The sequence below is a fragment of the Corynebacterium faecale genome (assembly GCF_030408735.1).
In the GTDB taxonomy this organism is placed as follows: Bacteria; Actinomycetota; Actinomycetes; order Mycobacteriales; family Mycobacteriaceae; genus Corynebacterium; species Corynebacterium faecale.
Genome location: NZ_CP047205.1, coordinates 26,248 through 44,699, shown reverse-complemented (window position 1 = coordinate 44,699; position 18,452 = coordinate 26,248). Strand labels below are relative to the sequence as shown.

Annotated in this window: 14 protein-coding genes and 3 pseudogenes; 2 read left to right on the top strand and 15 right to left on the bottom strand. The window is 61.7% G+C overall.

What is annotated here, in order from left to right; genetic code table 11:
* Window position 1: 1 nt before the first annotated feature.
* The 4 genes from CFAEC_RS13675 to CFAEC_RS13660 form a co-directional block, all read right to left on the bottom strand.
* On the bottom strand, window positions 2-250 hold the full coding sequence (locus tag CFAEC_RS13675; RefSeq protein ID WP_010889957.1) for a hypothetical protein: 249 nt from the start codon (window positions 248-250) through the stop codon (window positions 2-4).
* 78 nt (window positions 251-328) lie between these two features.
* Window positions 329-496 (bottom strand): hypothetical protein, encoded by a 168-nt coding sequence (locus CFAEC_RS13670; RefSeq protein WP_290280145.1) that lies wholly within the window; start codon window positions 494-496, stop codon window positions 329-331.
* Window positions 497-588: 92 nt separating this feature from the next.
* Window positions 589-3,555, bottom strand: a complete 2,967-nt coding sequence (locus CFAEC_RS13665; RefSeq protein ID WP_010889958.1) for a Tn3 family transposase — start codon at window positions 3,553-3,555, stop codon at window positions 589-591.
* Window positions 3,556-3,641: 86 nt separating this feature from the next.
* Entirely contained in the window at window positions 3,642-4,241 is a 600-nt protein-coding gene (locus CFAEC_RS13660) for a recombinase family protein (protein WP_010889959.1), read from the bottom strand.
* Window positions 4,242-4,716: 475 nt separating this feature from the next.
* On the opposite strand from CFAEC_RS13660, the gene CFAEC_RS13655 reads away from it, so the two are divergent.
* On the top strand, window positions 4,717-5,238 hold the full coding sequence (locus CFAEC_RS13655) for a hypothetical protein (RefSeq protein ID WP_290280142.1): 522 nt from the start codon (window positions 4,717-4,719) through the stop codon (window positions 5,236-5,238).
* Between the two features lie 431 nt (window positions 5,239-5,669).
* Here the strand turns inward: CFAEC_RS13655 and CFAEC_RS13650 are convergent, their stop codons facing one another.
* The 4 genes from CFAEC_RS13650 to CFAEC_RS13635 form a co-directional block, all read right to left on the bottom strand.
* Window positions 5,670-7,121, bottom strand: coding sequence for an IS1380 family transposase (locus tag CFAEC_RS13650; RefSeq protein WP_240309077.1), 1,452 nt, complete (start codon window positions 7,119-7,121; stop codon window positions 5,670-5,672).
* 312 nt (window positions 7,122-7,433) lie between these two features.
* Window positions 7,434-9,206 (bottom strand): penicillin-binding transpeptidase domain-containing protein, encoded by a 1,773-nt coding sequence (locus CFAEC_RS13645; protein ID WP_085548380.1) that lies wholly within the window; start codon window positions 9,204-9,206, stop codon window positions 7,434-7,436.
* Window positions 9,207-9,317: 111 nt separating this feature from the next.
* A complete protein-coding gene (locus tag CFAEC_RS13640; protein WP_085548381.1) occupies window positions 9,318-10,202 on the bottom strand; it encodes a serine hydrolase in 885 nt (294 codons plus the stop codon).
* On the bottom strand, window positions 10,199-11,080 hold the full coding sequence (locus CFAEC_RS13635; RefSeq protein WP_085548382.1) for a LysR family transcriptional regulator: 882 nt from the start codon (window positions 11,078-11,080) through the stop codon (window positions 10,199-10,201). The genes CFAEC_RS13640 and CFAEC_RS13635 overlap by 4 nt, the downstream gene beginning before the upstream one ends.
* A 75-nt stretch (window positions 11,081-11,155) precedes the next feature.
* On the opposite strand from CFAEC_RS13635, the pseudogene CFAEC_RS13630 reads away from it, so the two are divergent.
* A pseudogene (locus CFAEC_RS13630) lies at window positions 11,156-11,552 on the top strand (transposase); the annotation flags it as partial.
* Between the two features lie 638 nt (window positions 11,553-12,190).
* On the opposite strand, the gene CFAEC_RS13625 reads toward CFAEC_RS13630, so the two are convergent.
* The 7 genes and pseudogenes from CFAEC_RS13625 to CFAEC_RS13595 form a co-directional block, all read right to left on the bottom strand.
* The gene (locus CFAEC_RS13625) at window positions 12,191-13,630 is read right to left on the bottom strand and encodes an IS1380 family transposase (protein ID WP_290280132.1); all 1,440 of its coding nucleotides are present in this window, start codon (window positions 13,628-13,630) and stop codon (window positions 12,191-12,193) included.
* Between the two features lie 246 nt (window positions 13,631-13,876).
* Window positions 13,877-15,316, bottom strand: a complete 1,440-nt coding sequence (locus tag CFAEC_RS13620) for a replication initiation protein (RefSeq protein WP_290280130.1) — start codon at window positions 15,314-15,316, stop codon at window positions 13,877-13,879.
* Window positions 15,317-15,614: 298 nt separating this feature from the next.
* Window positions 15,615-15,893 carry a plasmid partition protein ParG gene (locus tag CFAEC_RS13615; protein WP_290280128.1) on the bottom strand — a complete coding sequence of 93 codons (279 nt, stop codon included), beginning with the start codon at window positions 15,891-15,893 and terminating at the stop codon, window positions 15,615-15,617.
* The gene (locus CFAEC_RS13610) at window positions 15,890-16,477 is read right to left on the bottom strand and encodes a ParA family protein (RefSeq protein ID WP_290280126.1); all 588 of its coding nucleotides are present in this window, start codon (window positions 16,475-16,477) and stop codon (window positions 15,890-15,892) included. Before CFAEC_RS13610 ends, CFAEC_RS13615 begins: the two co-directional genes overlap by 4 nt.
* 188 nt (window positions 16,478-16,665) lie before the next feature.
* On the bottom strand, window positions 16,666-16,803 hold the full coding sequence (locus tag CFAEC_RS14340) for a hypothetical protein (protein WP_435384292.1): 138 nt from the start codon (window positions 16,801-16,803) through the stop codon (window positions 16,666-16,668).
* Between the two features lie 366 nt (window positions 16,804-17,169).
* A pseudogene (locus CFAEC_RS13600) lies at window positions 17,170-17,883 on the bottom strand (IS6 family transposase).
* Between the two features lie 55 nt (window positions 17,884-17,938).
* A pseudogene (locus tag CFAEC_RS13595) lies at window positions 17,939-18,452 on the bottom strand (IS6 family transposase); the annotation flags it as partial.

Here is an 18,452-nt window from a genome sequence, read left to right as displayed (position 1 = left end):
TCTATGGCATGGACTCGTCGTCCCGATAGAGGCGATCTGCGATTTCAGCCTGGCGGCGATCCGCAATCTTGTTGAAAGCCCAGAATTCTATGCCAGAAATGATGAAGCAGTAAACCATGACAGCAAACGTTTCCCCGCGCTCCATCCGCCCGAGCCAGAGGGCAACGATTGCACCTGCGGCCACGCCGGCGCAGAGTAGGGATACAACCATATGCGGCCAGGCCATAGGCAATTTCTTCTTGTCGCTCATGATTCCCTTTCGATGTTTATTATAACTCTAATAGTACTATCACCGCTATTAAAAAGCAACGGTAATAGTACTATTCGGTTAGTGCCAGTAGCGCGGGTTTAGCGCCGTGGGGCCGTCATAGTCGATGGCCAGCGCCGCCCTGGCGAGCTGGTCAATGTAAATTCCCTCGATGCGGGCATGCTCTGTTTTTCGCGCGATTTCCCGCACCTCAACGTCGATTTCATCGGCAGGGGTGAGGCTGACCATGACAGCCATCTTGCGCGGCTGCGTACCACGCGCGCCGCTCTTGGTGAGTGGGAGAACTCGGGGCCGCCGCAGAAAACGGAATATATCGTACGCTAAGGACGCTTGGCGGGGCGCAAGCGCCTGAATTTGCCTGTTCCCAGTTTGGCGTTGTTGCGCCAGGTGTAGTCACCGGTGAGGTTGATGTGTTCCCAACCCAGTGGTGAGAGATATTGCAGGAGCGCGTCGTCGAATTCCGGATCGTGGCTGGCGACTGCGTTTGTGGCTCGTTCGAGGTAGACGGTGTTCCAGAGCACAATGGCGGCTGTGAGGAGGTTCAGTCCACTGGCGCGGTAGCGCTGTTGCTCGAATCCACGGTCCCGGATTTCGCCGAGGCGGTTAAAGAACACAGCCCTGGCGAGGGCGTTGCGTGCTTCTCCTTTGTTTAGTCCGGCGTTGACGCGGCGGCGGAGTTCGACGCTTTGGAGCCAGTCCAAGATGAATAGAGTTCGTTCGATCCGTCCCAGTTCGCGCAGGGCGACCGCAAGGCCGTTTTGGCGTGGGTAGCTGCCAAGCTTGCGCAGCATCAGAGAGGCGGTCACCGTGCCTTGTTTGATGGACGTGGACAACCGCAGAATCTCATCCCAATGGGTTCGGATCGCCTTGGTATTGAGGGTGCCACCGATCAGGGGGTTCAGTGCACCGTAGGCGGTATTCGATGCGGGGATATATAGCCTGGTCTCGCCTAGGTCGCGGATGCGTGGAGCGAAGCGGAAGCCAAGCAGATGCATCAGGCCAAACACGTGGTCGGTGAACCCGTTCGTGTCCGTGTAGTGTTCCTCGATGCGCAGATCTGCCTCATGGTAGAGCAGACCGTCAAGGACATAGGTCGAGTCGCGGACGCCGACGTTGACGACCTTGGCGCTGAAGGGCGAGTACTGATCCGAGATGTGGGTGTAGAACATCCGCCCCGGTTCCGTGCCGTATTTGGGATTTACATGGCCAGTACTTTGGGCCCTGCCGCCGGCCTTGAAGCGCTGGCCGTCTGAGGACGAGGTGGTACCGTCGCCCCAATGTCCGGCGAGGGATTGGCGGGATTGGGCATTGACCAGTTCGGCCAGTGCGGTGGAGTAAGTTTCGTCCCGGATGTGCCAGGCCTGCAGCCAGGACAGTTTGGCATAGGTGGTTCCGGGGCAGGATTCGGCCATCTTGGTCAGCCCGAGGTTAATTCCATCAGCCAGGATCGCAGTCAGCAGGAGTTTCTTATCCTTCGCCGTGTCACCGGTCTTCAAGTGGGTGAAGTGGCGGGTGAACCCGGTCCATTCATCCACCTCCATGAGCATGTCAGTGATCTTCACCCGCGGCAGCTGTGCCGCTGTCAGTTCGATCAGTGTCTGCGCCGCATCGGGGGTGGCAGCATCGAGCGGGGTGATCTTCAACCCGGAAGCGGTGATGATGGCATCGGGTAGACCGCCGCTCCCAGCCAAACCGTCAACCACTGCCAATTGCTGCTCCAGCAGTGAAAGTCGGTTGTGCAGGTACTGATCGCAATCGGTGTCTATCGCCACTGGCAAGGCGCCGGTGGCCTTCAGCTCGGTGAACGTTCCTGCCGGAACGAGGTACTCCTCGAAATCTTTGAATTGGCGTGATCCCTGTACCCAGACATCACCGGAACGCAGCGCGTTCTTCAGCTCCGACAGCGCGCATAGCTCGTAGTACCGCCGGTCAATTCCTTCATCGGTGACGACCAGTTTTGCCCAACGAGGTTTGATGAATCTGGTCGGCGCATCCGCCGGCACCTTGCGGGTATTGTCCTTGTTCATAGTCCGCAGTACCTCGATGGCCTCGAGCACATCCTTGGCGGCAGGGGCTGCCCTGAATTTGAGCACGGCCAAGAATTCCGGAGCGTAGCGGCGCACCGTTGTGTAGCTTTCGCTGATGTGGTGCAGGAAATCAAAATCCCCAGGGCGGGCGAGTGTCTGTGCCTCGCCAACGCTGGCCGTAAAGGCCTCCCAAGAAATAACCTTCTCGATCGCGGTGTAGGGGTCTATACCGCTTTCCTTGGCGTCCAGCAGTGCTTTGCCAATGCGCCCATAGAGGCGGACCTTGTCGTTGATCGCCTTTCCGGAGGCCTGAAATTGTTGCTGGTGCCGGTGTCTGGCTGTATTAAAGATCTTGCCGATGATGCGGTCGTGCAGGTCGATGACTTCATCGATGACGGTAGCCGTGCTCTCCGTGGCCACAGCCACCAACGTCGCATAACGGCGTTGTGGCTCGAACTTGGCCAGATCTGACGGCGTCATCTGCCCTCCCTCGCGGGCGATCTTGAGCAGGCGGTTCTGGTGAACCTGGCGTTCAATGCCGGCAGGCAGCTCCAGCTCCAGCCAGGCTTTCAGACGCTGGAGGTGTTCGAGCATGTGCCGTGAGTTCGGTCTGACCGGCGACTGGCGCAGCCAGGAAAGCCGGGTGGACTTACTGTCTTCCCGGCGTTTGAGCAGAGAGTCCAACCGTCGTCGGTGCTCGGTGGTCAGGGAATCCGTCAAGACTGCGTAGATGCGGCGGTTGGCCTGCGTGATGGCTTCGGCGCAGATACGTTCGATGACGTCCAAGGACGGAATCACGATGCGTTGTCGGCGTAGGGCCTCGAGCACGCTACCGGCCAGCACGATGCCCTTGTCGGACTGTAAGGCCAATTCCGTGGCTGACTGCAAGGCCTTCCTGTAATCGGTGAGACCGAAAGGCCCCAAGCCAAGGTATGTACGAAGCTCAAGCAGATGCTCACGGCGGGTTTCTTCCCGTGCGGCATACTCCGGCCAGCAGGTCGGATCGATGCCGAGTTGCCGTCCGATCCAATCCAACAACACTGCGGGGACATCGGCCTCAGCCGATAGACCTTGGCCGGGGAAACGCAACAAACTCAACTGCGCAGCAACGCCCAAACGGTTCGTGTCACCGCGTCTCTGGCGGATCATTGCCAGATCGGATTCGCTGAACGCGTACTGCCGGATCAACTCATCCTCATCAGCGGGCAGCGCGAGCAGACTTTCGCGCTCAGCCGCAGACCAGATCGAACGACGCGGCATTGGTGTTCCTCTCGATAACAAATGAAAAAAGGAGAATCGGGGATGCTGTGACCGGATGTCAGCTTTCGAAGGTGGCCCTATACAGGTCAGGGTGTGATTGCATCGATCTTCTTGCGCTCGGCGCGTTCAATGGCCCGGTAGACAGTGGATCGGCCGACGGAGAACAGTTCGGCCAGCTCGCTCATGGTGTGCTCGCCAGCGGTGTGGAGTTTGACAAGATGGGTTTCCTGTTTGACGGAGAGCTTTGGTTGTTTTCCGCGGAGTCGGCCCTTGGCCTTGGCAATCTTCATTCCTTCGCGGGTGCGCATGCTGATGAGGTCTGCTTCGAACTCAGCGATCATCGCCAGCACGTTGAACAGCAGTTTGCCCATTGGGTCGGTGGGGTCGTGGACGGAACCACCGATGTTGAGTTTGATTTCACGGCTGGCGAGGTCGTCTGCTATTTCGTGGGCGTCCCGCACAGAACGGGCCAGGCGGTCCAGCTTGGTCACGACGAAGGTATCCCCGGCCCGGCAAGCGGCCAGGGCTTCGCGGAGTCCGGCCCGGTTCTTGTTTCGGCCGGTAAATCCGTGATCCACATAGATTCTTTTCGACTCAACCCCAAGAGCATCCAGTGCGTCACGCTGGACAGTGAGATCTTGCTCTTCCGTGGATACACGTGCGTAGCCGACCAGTATGTTAGCCATGCGGTCTAGTGTTCCATATAACGTCCCTTCACCGGTCGAATCACCGGACAGGTCTTACGGGACGGTGGCGGGACTAACTTTACCCTGATGCAGGTCCGGAACGTGCTTGTCCGGTGGTGGACCCGCTTACAGACAGGCTCTGTGTGGCTTCCAGTGACCACTGGACTCAGCCCACCCTTACCGTACGATTTTTTCCGTTTTCTGCGGCGACCCCTAGAAGTCATTAATTGAGCTTATCCAGCACTACGACTAACAGGGGCAAAGGTTCGTAAAATACCCCCAATGTTCGCCCTTTGACTCAGAGATCTTCGCGTATGCACTACCGCTACCCACTCCACCCCAGCTAAAAGTGCGCATATTTGACCACACCAACAGAAATAACCAGTGGACAAGGCGTGCTCTTGCGGGAATCTCATAGATATACACGAAGCTGCGACAAAGATGAAAAGCCCGTAGGTTATGAGAAGATTTCAATATGAGCGAAACCGTGTGGTGGCTAACTTCTGGGCAGTGGGCGGCGCTCGCTGCCATTGGAAGCCTAGTTACAGCGATAATCACTTATCGAGTTGCCGCTCGGAATCAAAAACTCATGCTGATAATTCATCGCCAGAGTGGACCGTATCCTGTGATGATGATCTATAGGGAGCGATACACAGGCTCGGACTTACCCGCGCATCAAATGATCGTGAGGGTAGAGAACCGAGGCCGCATCGCCTGTGAAGTGTCGCCGCCTGTTATTGACACTAACCGTAACGGTCGGCTTGTGGTGTCTGATCCGTATCTCCGTTTCGAAGGGCCTACAGAGCGGGTTTTTATCGAGCCATCCAAACATGTCAATTGGACACTCAATATCGACAAGCTTTCCGAGGATGCCAAGAAAAGGATTGTCTACGTTCACTTGGAGACCTGGGCTACCGGCGGCAATGTAAAGAGGCAAAAGGTGCTGTTAGGGGGATCTCGGCGGCTCATCGATCGGCTGCCTCTGCTGTGGCACTGAGAGCCGCCGAGGTGGGTTCATGATATTCGGATTTTACACCCGCCTGGTTTTACTTCAGGAGTCCTCCAAGAGAACCACACGTTCTGCCCCAGAACCAGAAAAAACGGGTGGAACCTTTAGTGTGCCGGCGCAGTCCAACCAGATATGTGGATGCTACAAACAAGTACCGATGTGGTGATCGGTGATCTGGAACTGATCGCCGCGGCCCTCCTGGAGCAACTGACCCCACCGATATCCCCCAGACAGGTCGAGCTACTAGCCCCTTTCTTTCACCGGGCTTTTTGAGTGGCCGGCTTGGTGGGGGTGGCTGAGGTCGGGGTCGCTGGGATTCCGGCGGGTGCTGGTGCCGGGGAAACCAGGTTCCATGTCCTGGGCTCGAAATGCGGGTAGGGACTGCGAAGACTGCAAGCGTGCGGCGGTTGTACCGAGAGTCAGGCGATGGATCTGAGTCGGGAGAGTCCGTGCTCGAGCACCTCGCGGTGGGCCGCGGCGTTGTCGAACCGGAGGATGGTGCGCCTGGCGTGACGAACCACGATCGCTGCGATCGATAGCATGCGGGCTCGTAGGGTCTTTGGTTCCCACACCCACCACCGCGAGCGGCGCCGATCGGCGGCAGCACTGTCTGCGGCGATGATCAGTCCGCACCAGGTGATCAGGTTCATCGCCAGGACCGCGGCGTGGATCCACGCCTGGTTCATCCCGAACGCCTCATGCGGCAGTTTCCCCAGCCCGCAGTCCTTCAGATCCCGGATGCGTTGCTCACACCTGCCCCGGGCCCGGTGGAGCGCGTCGAGTCGGTTCGCGTGCCCGGGACAGTTGGTGACAAAGGCCTGCACACGCCGACCATCTACATCGGTGATGCGTAGCTGCGCGCCCCGGGCGGGGTGCTCGACCCGGATGATAATCCGCATATCTGTGGGGTATTTGTCGAGGTTGATGCCCAGTGGCTCCCCGGCCCAGGAGTGCATCCGGGAGGTGATGTCCGCGACGTACGCGTCCGTGGTGTCGCTGACCGTACCGCCCGCGCGGATGATGCCTTGTTTGATGTCCTCGCCGAGCGTGGAGGCGATCTCACCGATTTGCCAGGTCACCGGCAACCCCACCGAATACGCCAGGCCCTGGTGATCGAGGTGGCCCAGAAAGGCCTGGGATCCGCCGGCGGCATCCGTGCGTATCAGCATCCGCTTCCCCCACTCCTGACCATCGACGTGGTTGGGGATCGCGGCCAAGGCCTGGTCGAGGACGTCCTGGTGGTCGGAGGCCGTGTTCGAGCCGGCGTTGCCTGGGCGCAGCAGGACGGCTGCGGGTTCACCGGTCAGCCCGTCGCCGTGGTCGATGATCGCAGCCAGCGGGTGGAACCCGTAGTGCTTCTTCCACGTCGGGGCCGCTTTCTCTTTGTCCGAGTGGGACAGGATTTCCGTGGCGTCCAGATCCAGAACCAGCGGAGCATCGGCGCTGGCCGCGGCGGCAGGATTCTGGGCACCGCAGGCGGCCCACGCTGCCTGGCGGGCTGTTTTCATGCCGGCCAGGACCGCCGTCGTGCCGGCGCGATCGTCTTCGTCGTCGTGGTCGGCGAGCTCTTTGTGGCGGCGGTGCACTGTAGAGTCCGACGGGACCTGGTCGACCAACCCGGTCGCGACCAATGGCCCCAGCAGGTCGACGTCATTGGCATCATCCCCGCCCAAGGCCAGTGCCAGGGCCAGCGAGGTCATGGTGTTCCCGGTGGTGTGCAGCAGGTTCGGATTCTGCCACTCGGCCAGGCCGGCGTCAATCGCGTCGGCCACCCCGACGGCATCGGCGGTGCTGGCCAATAACATGAGCCCGGCATTCGAGCACAGTTGAGCAGGAGCGGGGGTACCGACGCAGAAGCTGGTAGTCTTCACCCTGAAGGTGATCCTTTCGAGCAGGCAATTAGCGGTGTGAGAAACTACTAATTTACCTGGTCAAGGGTCACTTTCCTTGTATCTTCACCACGTGTCAGCCCGCTTCCCGTGAAAACACCGGGTTACCTTCTCGAATATGTTGACCGACAGTGAACGACCCCTCATTTTCAACCCAGAAGTTGACGTGACCACCCGAGGTATCGCGGACTTTTGTCCGGAACGTCCTCTTCCGCCCCCCTGAATGGGGCTGACCTGCACTAATACCACTTTTGGGGGATCGACGTGAGCGTCGGCCCGGGTGATGGGGTTCGCTCAGCGCCACTCCGACATCGCGTCATCGCGCAGGAAACGGCCCGTGGCCGCCACCGCCGGTCCCGAGGACTCCGCCCCGGCGACGAAGGTGCAGAACGCCAGGTCACCCTTGATGCCGGCGAACCAGCCGTGGGCGGGCCGGTTGCCCCCGACCTCCGCGGTCCCGGTCTTGCCGCCGAGACCGTCGATGTCGCTCAGGCTGGCGGCGGTCCCGGAGTCCACCGTCTCCGCCATCATCGCGCGCAGGGCCCGCACTGTCGCCGGGTCGAGCGGCTCGGGGTCCTGGTCGGCGGTGGTCTCCTCACCCTGGATCAGGGTCGGCAGCACCATCCGGCCGTTGTTGCCCAGGGAGGCCTCCATGACGGCCAGCCCGAAGGGGGAGGAGAGGACCTCGCCCTGGCCGATGGCGGCCTCCACCCGGGCCGCGCCGGGCTCGGTGACGGGGACGGAGCCGGTCACCGTGGTCATGCCGGGCGCGGTGAAGTCCACGCCCAGCCCGAGGCGCGCCGCCGTGTTCCTCATGTCGTCCGGCTCCAGATCCTGGGAGATGAAACCCTGGGTGGTGTTGCAGGACTGGGCGAAGGCCTGCGTCATGGAGACGTCCCCGAGGGCAAAGTTGCCGTCGTTGGGGATGACGCGGCCGTCGATCTCCGCGGTGGCGGGGCAGGCGACGGTGGAGTCGGGTACCACGGTGCCGCGTTCGAGGGCGGCGGCGGTGGTCACCGTCTTGAAGGTGGAGCCGGGCGGGTACAGCCCGCTCAGCGAGACGGGGCCGAGGGCGTCGGCGGCGTCGTTCTGCGCGACGGCGATGACCCCGCCGGTGGAGGCGCTGAGGGCGACGATCGCCGCGGGCTGCTCGATCGGCTCCAGGGCCCGCTTCGCGGCCGTCTGCACCCCGAGGTCCATCGTGGTGCGCACGGGCTCGCTCTCCGCCGGTTCCACCTGCCCCAGGATGGTCGTGCCGGTGGGGGAGGTGGCCTGGAGGGTCCAGCCGGCGTCGGCCGTGATCTTCTCCGACCAGTAGTCGCGCAGGCCGCCGTCCACCGGGGAGGCGGTGTCCCGGGTGGGGCCGAGCATGCGGCCCTCCTCCCGCAGGTCCAGTCCCTCGATCGCCCGCAGGGCGTCCCCCATCACGGCGAAGTCCCGCTCTCGGAGGGTGAACAGCCCCACCGGGGAGCCGTCCCCGGACTCGATCTGGGCGGTGACGGATTCGGCGGTGGAGGTCGGCACGACCGGGCGGACGGCGGCGGCGATCTCCCCGGCCCGCGGGATCAGCTCCGGGCCCGCGGAGACGACGGTGACAGGTGTCCAGGACAGGATGTCGGTGCCGTTGCGGTCGGTCACCGGCAGAGTGAAGGTCTTGTCGTCGGAGTAGAGGAAGCGGCTGTCCCCGTTCAGCTCCGTGGAGAAGATCCGCTTGTCCCAGGTGATGAGGTCGCTGTCCTGTTCGGAGAGGGTGATCGTCCCGGTGGTGGTGGACTCATCGCCATTCGGGACGGTCCAGGTGGCGGTGATCTCGGTGGCGCCGTCCTCCTCGCCGCCGGCGTCCAGTTCCACGCTGGTCCCGCCGATGCCCGCGCGCAGCTGCTCCAGGTCGGCTGCGGCCCGGGCGGGATCGTCGCTGAGTGTGGCGGCACCGGCGTCGTCACCGGCGTTGAAGGCGGCGACGAACTCGTCCACCGCGTCCCGGAACCAGGGCACGGTGCAGGAGGAGAGCGCGAGCGCCGTAGCGGCGAGCAGGGCGGAGACACGGACAGTGGTGCGGGTGGTCATGCCGGATGAGATTAGGCCCACGGGCTCACCGCGACCACGTTCCCGCACGACTTCCGGCCAGTCGGGAGACGAATACCGCCTGCTCGGCGGGGTGTTCTCCGGTGGGGAATCTCAGCGCGACATGCGCAGTTCATCGACGAGTAACCGGGCGATGCGGCCGATCGCGGCGTCCGCGGCCGCGAGGTTCGGGCCGCTGCGGGCTGAACGGGTGATCACGGCGACGACGATGGGTGCCTCCTCGTCGACGGCCACCACGGAAACCTCGCCGCGCACGGGGCCGATCGTCCCGGTCTTGCCGTGGAAGCGCACGCCCCCGGCGGGGAAGCCGGAGGGGATCCGGTGGCCCCACACCTGCTGCCCGAGCACGGTCCGGGTGAAGGCACGGGAGACCCCGGTGAGATCCGGGCCCGTCCAGATCCAGTCCAGCAGGCGGCACAGCTGGCGTGGGGTGCTCACCGAGCGGTAGGCGGCCGGATCCTGGCGGACCCGGGGGTAGGAGGCCAGCAGCCGGATCGCCTCGCTGGCCGCGGAGCCGTCCTCGGGCAGGGCCGGGAGTTCGGACTCGGTGGTGCCCGGGGCGACGATCGTGGTGTCCTCGAGATTCGCCAGGGAGACGACCTCCCCGACCAGGCCCGGCGGGAGACGCCGCTGCAGCACCCGGGCGGCGATGCTGTCGGAGAGCACCACCATTTGACGCACCAGATCCCGCAGGCTCATCGTCACGGGGTCGGCGAACAGCCCCACTCCCGGGGTCCCGACCGGGCCGTCATCCGCGCTGAGCGTCACCGCGTCGAGCGGATTCAGCAGCCCGCGGTCCACGGCCAGGCAGAAGGCGGCCAGGAGGTGGACCTTGTACATCGACGAGATGCTGGTCTGACTGTCGGCGCCGACCCCGACGCCGGCCGCCTCCTCGCCGACCGGGTGCGCCCAGCACCAACCGTCACAGCCCGCGGCGACCAATTCGGTGCCGATCCGGGCCCGCAGGCTCCTGGTCATCCGGTCTCCCCCAGACGCCCGAGGGAGCGCCGCAGGGCACGGTCCACGACGTCGCGCAGATCCCGCTTTCCGACGGCGACGCCCCGTTGCGGCGGCACCACACACCGCAGCCGCAGGTGGAAGGCCGCCGGCATCGGGAACGCGGGCAGGCCCCCGAGTTGATCGGGGGTGAGCAGCACCATCGCGCCTCCGGCACCGAGCCGCGCGGCCAGGACCGTCCGGTCCGGCCACAGCTCGGTCTCCGGGTGCAAGCCGATGGTGAAGAAGGCGTCGGCCAGGCGTCCGGCGGCCGCCGGGCTGACGGCGGCGGTGTTGTCCAGCAGGGTGTGTCCCCGCAACGCCGCCCAGGTCGCGGGCTTTTCGGCGGGCCCGGCGAGCAGCCGGGGAACCTCGTGCAGCTGCCCGCGAGACAACTCACCCGTCGGCGCCGGGTCCTCGATGACGGCACAGTCCAGACGGCCCTCGCCCACCCGGGTGACCAGCTGCGACACCTCGGCCGTGTGCACACTGACCCGGCCGACGTCCCGCAACGCGGAGGTGAGGTCGAAGGCGATGCCCGGCGGCACCGAGGGGGCCAGCCCCACGCGGACCTCGGCCCCGGCGTCGGCGATGGCGTGGGCCATGCTCTGCAGTTCCGTGGCGTCCCGGACCAGAATCCGGGCCTGCGGGAGCAGGGACCGGCCCGCCTCGGTGAGGGTGGCACCGGTGGCGGAGCGGCGGATCAGGTCGAGGCCGAGATTCGACTCCAGACGTTTCAGCCCCTGGGACACGGGGGACTGGGTCAGCCCCAGCCGCTCCGCGGCACCGGTGACGCTGCCCTCCTCGGCCACGGCGACGAAGTACTCCCAATGCCGGAGGGAATCCGGTCGAGTTGTCATGTGCCCCGAGTCTAGTGGCGGGGACTCTGCCGAGCTGAGCGAGGTACGGGGGACACCCCCAGGGGTCAGGTCCAGCGGCAGAAACAGCGACTGGACATGCTGTGGGCCACCGATGACGACTACGTGGCCCTGGAGGTGACGTGGATGCTCTCACAGGACGTGATCCAGGCGTACGGGCATCCGAAGAACTCGGAGGGCAAGAAGTTGATGGACCGGATCATCAACACCCTGCGCACAGGCTTGCCGAAAGGTCTGGAGGAGCTGGCTCAACTCGGGAGAACCCTGTGGCGTCGGCGGGAAGATGTGCTCGCCTACTTCGACATCGGGGCGTCCAACGGCCCGGTCGAGGCGATCAACGGCCGGCTCGAGCACCTACGCGGCATCGCCCTGGGTTTCCGGAACCTCAACCACTACATCTTGCGGATCCCTGATCCACTCCGGCCAGCTGCACACCCGGATCAACGCACTCTAAATCGTGAAGAGCCAGTAAATGCTGTCCAGCGCGACTACGTAGAAAGGCCAGAAGATAGTACCGGTCCGATAGATCCTCTACCCGAATTCTAATCATGTCGTGCGAGAGCGCGGATTGGGTCAGATAAGAGTCCGCGATGGTTACCGGGCCCAAATTCCGACCAGAGCAGGTCTGGAGGATGTCGCCTTCTTGGATCAGGTAATCCTCAAGCCTCGCGGTGCGCGTGACTGAGAGTCGGTCTGCCTCAGGTGGGAGATATTCAAAGACGTCGTAAGGCCGGAGGTACGGCACGAAGTCTTCTCCATCAACCGCGTAAGTTCGCTTAAACCTGCTTGGCGCATATGCACTACCAAGGCTGCGGATGTCCACGAGGGTGTGCCCGATTCCAGCACGGAGTAACTCACGAATCGGTCCTGCACTGCCGAGAAAGTAGTCGGCATCGAGGCGTCCCTCAGTGTAGAGACCCCTAGCCCGGATTTTTCACGGGTCCTGTCTCCAGTCCTCAGCACGGGGGTGACCGGCTGCAGGGTCGGCGGAGTCCCGGCGGGTACTGGGCCGGGAAACCAGGGTCCGGTATGAGATCGTAGGGGAACTTCAGGGCTGCAGTGACGAAAGCGTGCGGCTGGATGTGGCCAGGATCAGACGATCCGTCTGATCCTGGCCAGGCCGTGTTCCAGGAGCTGCCGATGCGGCGCAGCCTGATCGAAGCGCAGGCTGACCCGCCTTGCGTGACGCACCACGATCGCGGCGATCGACAACATCCTCGCCCGCAGCGTCTTCGGTTCCCATACCCACCACCGCGACCGCCGTTGCTGTGCCGCGGTACTGCCGGCAGCGGTGACCAACCCCGCCCAGGTGACGAGGCTCATTGCCAGGACCGCCACATGACACCACGTCTGATTCATCCGGAAACTCTCGTGCGGGAGTTTCCCCAACCCGCAGTCTTTCAGGTCCCGGATCCGTTGCTCGCACCTGCCCCTGCCGCGGTGCAGGACGTCGAGCCGGTTGGCATGGCCGGGGCGGTTGGTGACAAAGGCCTGAACCCGGCGGCCATCGACATCCGTGATGCGAAGCTGCGCCCCGGACGCGGGGTGTTCCACCCGGATGATGATCCGCGTATCGTCGGGGTAGTTGTCCAGGTCGGGGCCCAGGGGTTCCCCGGCCCAGGACCGCATCCGGGAGGTGATATCGGCAACGTAGCCGTCACCCGGGTCGGTGACGGTGCCGTCGGGGCGGATGATGCCCTGCTTGACGGGGTCCCCCAGGGTCGAGGCGATCTCCCCGATCTGCCAGGTCACCGGGAACCCGATGGAATAGGCCAGGCCCTGGTCGTTGAGGTGGTTGAGAAAGGATTGGGAACCACCGGCGGCATCGGTACGCACCTGCAGGCGTGTGTCCCACTCGTGTCCGTCGGCGTGCTCGGGCAGAGCACTCACCGCCTGGTCCAGCACGGTGATGTGGTCGGCGGCGGTGTTGGATCCGGCGTTGCCGGGGCGCAGGAGCACGGCTGCGGGTTCCCCGGTCAGCCCGTCGCCGTGGTCGATGATCGCTGCCAGGGGGTGGAATCCGAAGTGTTTCTTCCACGTCGGGGTGGCATGCTCTTTGTCGGAGTGGGAGAGGATTTCGGTGGCGTCCAGGTCGATGACCAGTGGATTGTCGGTGGTGGCCCGGGCTGCGGGGTTGCGGGTGCCGCAGGCGGCCCAGGCGGCTCGACGGGCCGATTTCATCCCCGCCAGGATCGCCGTGGTGCCGTCAGAACCCAGGCCGGCGAGTTCTGCGTGGCGGCGATGCACCGTGGAGTCTGAGGGCACCTGGTCGATCAGGCCGGTGGCCACCAGCGGATCCAGGAGGTCCACGTCATTTGCGTCGTCCCCACCGAGGGCAAGTGCCAGGGCGAGAGTGGTCATGGTTTGGCCGGTGGTGTGGACCAGGTTCGGGTTCTGCCGGTCCCCGAGTTCAGTGTCGATCGCAGCGGCCACCCCGACCTGATCAGCGGTGGTGGCCAGTAGCATGAGTCCGGCGTTCGAACACAGTTGGGAAGGTGCGGGGGTGCCGATATGGAAGCTGGTAGTATTCACCCTGAAGGTGATCCTTTCGACCTGGGTGTCTGGAGTCTAAGCAACTACCAATTTACCTGGTCAAGGGTCACTTTCTTCATTTCTTCAGCCGGTGTCCCGCTACTTCCAGTGAAAAACCCGGGCTAGCCCAAGCCATTACCGGTGAGGGGTGCGTTTTGACTCATCTCAATCATTCGTAGACAGGAAGCTCTAGAAACTTGGAAATAGGTAGCCCGCCTGCCTGCCGGCAGGGGAACCGTATATTGCTTATGGCGTTATCCTTTTAGGGCGACCACGCGCAGCCTGCATTCCTAACGCCTTTCGTATCTGCTTTATTCGGGCAATAGAGACGTTGAACTCAGTTGCGAGTTCTCTTGTAGACGGGTCTGCACCGGTATCAATACGACTTCGAAGAATGGAGGCCCTCACTTCCGATACGAGGGCTTGCCCCTTCCACTCTCTTTTCTGATTTGCTGCTTGGAGTTTCTTCCGCAGGTCAGTGGCGTATTCACCCTTCGGATCTGTTTCCCAGCGTTCTGCGGCCTTCTTCCCGCCCCGACGCCCCATCGTGGCCAGGGCTTTACGCTCAGCACTCGTTGCACGTCCTGCGGTGGATGAGCTGCCGTACACCTCGCCTTTAGACGTTGTGACATACCCACGCACTCGTCTGGCCATGGTCTGGCGATCTTTCATCGGCGGCAACTCAAGTTTGCGCCCATCAGCACCAACCTCCTGGGCCACGTGATAGGCGTGCTCGTAAGCATCAATGATCGCCGCATCCGTCATACGCTGACCAGATTGACGCAACCGGTGACCGGTTTTTAGAGCATGGCGAAACGCTGTCTCATCACGAGCGGCCCGGCCCTCACGGATCCACAACACCCGCACACCCTGGATGAGCTCCGGGTCGTACTGATCAAGCTGGCCGGCTAACTCTGCCTCCACGTCCTGCGACAGTGCTTTGAAGCGTTCTGCCTCCTCACGCCTAGCCTTAACCGCCATGATCAGCTCACGGCCACTAGAAAACTGCTGGCGAGGCTTGGCATAGGACTCCTGTCCGGTCATGGCACGCACCCCTGACAAAAGATCTCCCAACCGGTAGACACGGTGATGCTGGCGATACCACCGATACGCAGTCGGGGAATCGCCGGTATAAAACGGTGACCGGCTGAAACGATGGGAAAAATGGCTGTCATGTCCCAACCATTGTCCCAGGTCATGGGTTGCTGCTGCCAGTAACGTCATCGCCTTAGATTGCCCGGTGGCATCGGCATAGACCGGATCAATGAGCCAAATGGCCTGGCATTTACCGTTCACAGGGTTGATCCCCACCCACGCCGGGCCGAGATAATGGGCGATGAGCTGGGAAAACTTCTCCTTGACCTGGTCATTGAGGTTGATTGGGTGTCCGCCGGTATCACCTGGAAGATCAATATCCACCACCAGGACAGCGGCGTATTGCTTGTTGGTCAGCTGCACGTACTCGCATTTACCCAGGGCTTCTGAGTCCACCCGGTACATTCTGGGTGCTCGGGTGCCGTTATTGGTGGTGATGTATGAGCTGGCGAAATCACGGCCCCTGCTGCCGTGCAGCACCTTGCGGCCGAGGTGTGTCAGGAGGGCCTCGCGGTCGAGGCCGCTGGCAGGGGTATCGTCTAGGCCACCGTAGAGATCGGTGGTCTGGGTGTGTCTAGTTGTGCCAGACACGGTGCTATTGACTAGACTCATAGCCATGCTTTCCCCGGTGGACTAGACCGGTGTAAAGCGCTTAACACCTAGTTGGTAGCTAGTTGCTAAGCGAAACAAGGAATGCCCATCAGTGTCCAGCTGGTGGGCATTCACCATTTTTAAGTTCTTTTAGGGCACTGTATCAGCGCCTCATGCAACCACAACGGGTGACACGTCGATACTGCTCAGATCGGTTTTATATCTTTTTACTCTTTTACTACTTTACAGTTTTACAGGTTTACTGGTGCTGTAAACCTGCATAAAGGTTTACCTGCTCCTACCTGTGCTTTTTGATGTATCCATCAATGAGACCACTGATGATGTCCCGGATGGTGACCCCGTCTCTTGCTGCGATCATTTTCAATTCGGCGTGGGCATCCTGGTCGATTTCCACGGTCATTTTCTTCACGAAGTCGCGGGTGCTGGGTTGCTGGAAGGCTTTTTTCACCGCTGCTTTGCGCGTGGTTTTCTTCGCCGGGGTCTTTTTCGCGGGAGTGGTCGCGGTGGTCTTTGTGCGTGGGCCGGCTTGGTCGGCAACGCGTGCTCGGGTGGTCATTTCATCTGCTCCATCATCTCAGTGGTTACGGTGTCATAGCCGTGCATCTCGGTCGGGGTGTAGCCATAGGCGGCGTGCATATCCTCACGCAGTGGGATCTCAGCGGAAAAACGCGGTAACTGCTCAGCGTCGAGGATCTCGCGGGTGACTTCCGGGGCACTGGTGCCACGGCGGACAAAGGTCAACAACACCGCGTGCAGGGTGTCCTCGAGCGCGTCCCGAATCTCCCACACACGGGTGAGATCAGCAGCGGTGGCACGGGTGGGCAGGATAACGAAGTCGCTGACCTCAATGGCGGCTTCAATCGCTGCTTCATCACCCGGTGGGGCATCAATGACGATAACCTCATCATCTGCGATCCGGGCGGCGATCCGGGGCAGCTGGCGCGGGATAGACACCTCAACCTCAAAGGGCAGCGGGTCACTGTTTTCTTCTGCTCGTTCCGCCCAGTCCAGGGCACTGCCCTGGCGGTCAAGATCAATGACTCGAACCTGGTGGCCACGGCGTGCTAACTCGGTGGCCACGAAAATGGTGGTGGTGGTTTTCCCCACGCCACCTTTGGCGTTGACTGCACTGATAATCATGGTTTCCCCTGCGGTTGTAGTGGGTACATGCTCATCCTAACAGGTTTACAGGTTTACAGAACCTGTAAACCTGTAAATAGTTATTTACCCCCTTTCACCTGCCTAAAAGTTGGCATAAGCGTCAATTGGGGGTCTAGTACGACCATCCGGGGACCGTCATAGAGTCTACGAATTACCCCTTCAATGGGTTAGAGCTTGATCCGGGGTTCGCGGGTTAATCCAGTGACAATGCTGCCTACGCCTAACGCTCTCGCAATAGAGAGCAAATTCAGCACATTTATATTGCTTTCGCCACCCTCCACCGAGCTGACGTAGGTGCGGTGCATGCCTAATAGGCGAGCAAGTTGTTCTTGGGCAATACGGGCCCGACCCCCGTTTGGTAGACACCTTGAAACCAGCATGATGTTGGAAAGGGTCTCGACCGTCCTATTGGCTCCTACCCGAAAAACCGGTCGACCAGAATGCCTTTGCTGACAGGCGGTTCAATTAGGGTATACCCTAAAAACATCATAACTATGGGCTACCCTTCGACGTCCTGCTCATCAAGAAATACTGCCCCCTTGAAGAGGTCTCGAGGATCAGAATCTTCAATCAGGGCAGGACATGTGGGGAACGGTGCTGTTGCAAAGTTGGGTGGAGAGCAGCGAAGACTCAGTTTCTCATTTCCTGATGGCCACTGCGGGCCGGCGTTCTCAGGCAGTCTCGAAGACACGGTTGACGATCACCGCGTCCGGGTTCGGTTGCCCGTAGGCAAACATCGTGCCTTGCCCTTTCCGCAATGAGTGCATCGCCTCCATCCCTTTCAGAGTCCGGTATGCAGATGTCCGGTTCTTAAACGCGCCTTTCGGCCCGAGGATCCGCTTCAGCCGTCCGTGGTCGCCTTCCAGGATGTTGTTGAGGTATTTCACCTGCCGGTGTTCCACTGTCGGTGGACAGATACCTTCTGCCTTGAGCTCGGCGATTGCTTTGGCCAGGGAGGGTGCCTTGTCGGTGTTGATCACTCTGGGATACCCGGCTGACGCATTGGATCTGAGGGCCTTGGCCAGGAAACGCTTGGTTGCAGCTACATTCCGCTTCGGCGAGAGATAAAAATCCAGGGTGTTTCCACCAGCGGTAATAGCGCGATAGAGGTAACACCACTTCCCGCCGACCCGGATGTAGGTCTCGTCCACCCGCCAGGACCTGGCCTGCCAGTCAGGTACCTGCCGGTACCACCGTGTTTGCTTGTCCAGCTCAGGGGCGTATTTCTGGACCCAGCGGTAGATCGTGGTGTGATCGACCGGCACGCCCCGCTGAAGTCATCATTTCCTCCAGATCTTAGGTCAGCTCACCCCGTAGCGGCAGTACCACCGCACTGCCCACAGAATGATGTCACGAGGGAAATGACGACCCGAGAAGATACCCATGGCTCTGATTATTTCACGTCGATCTTCCTACTGCCCCAACTTTGCAACAGCACCCGTTGTTGAGGTATTTCACCCGACGATGCTCTACCGTCGATGGGCAGACGCCTTCCGCCTTCAGCTCAGAGATTGCCCTGGCGAGTGAGGGAGCCTTGTCGGTGCTGATCACCCGCGGATAACCTGCCGATTTATTCGACCGCAGCGTCTTCGCCAGGAAACGCTTCGCCGCCGCGACGTTTCTCTTCGGGGAGAGGTAGAAGTCCAGGGTCTGGCCACCGGCGGTGATCGCCCGATAGAGGTAGCACCACGTCCCGCCGACCCGGATATAGGTCTCGTCCACCCGCCAGGACCTGGCCTGCCAGTCAGGAACTTGTCGGTACCATCGGGTCTGCTTGTCCAGCTTGAGGAGCATATTTCTGGACCCAGCGGTAGATCGTGGTGTGATCGACCGGCACGCCCCGCTCGGTCATCATCTCTTCGAGGTCGCGGTAGCTCACCCCGTAGCGGCAGTACCACCGCACCGCCCACAGGATGATTTCACGGGGGAAATGACGACCGGAGAAGATGCCCAT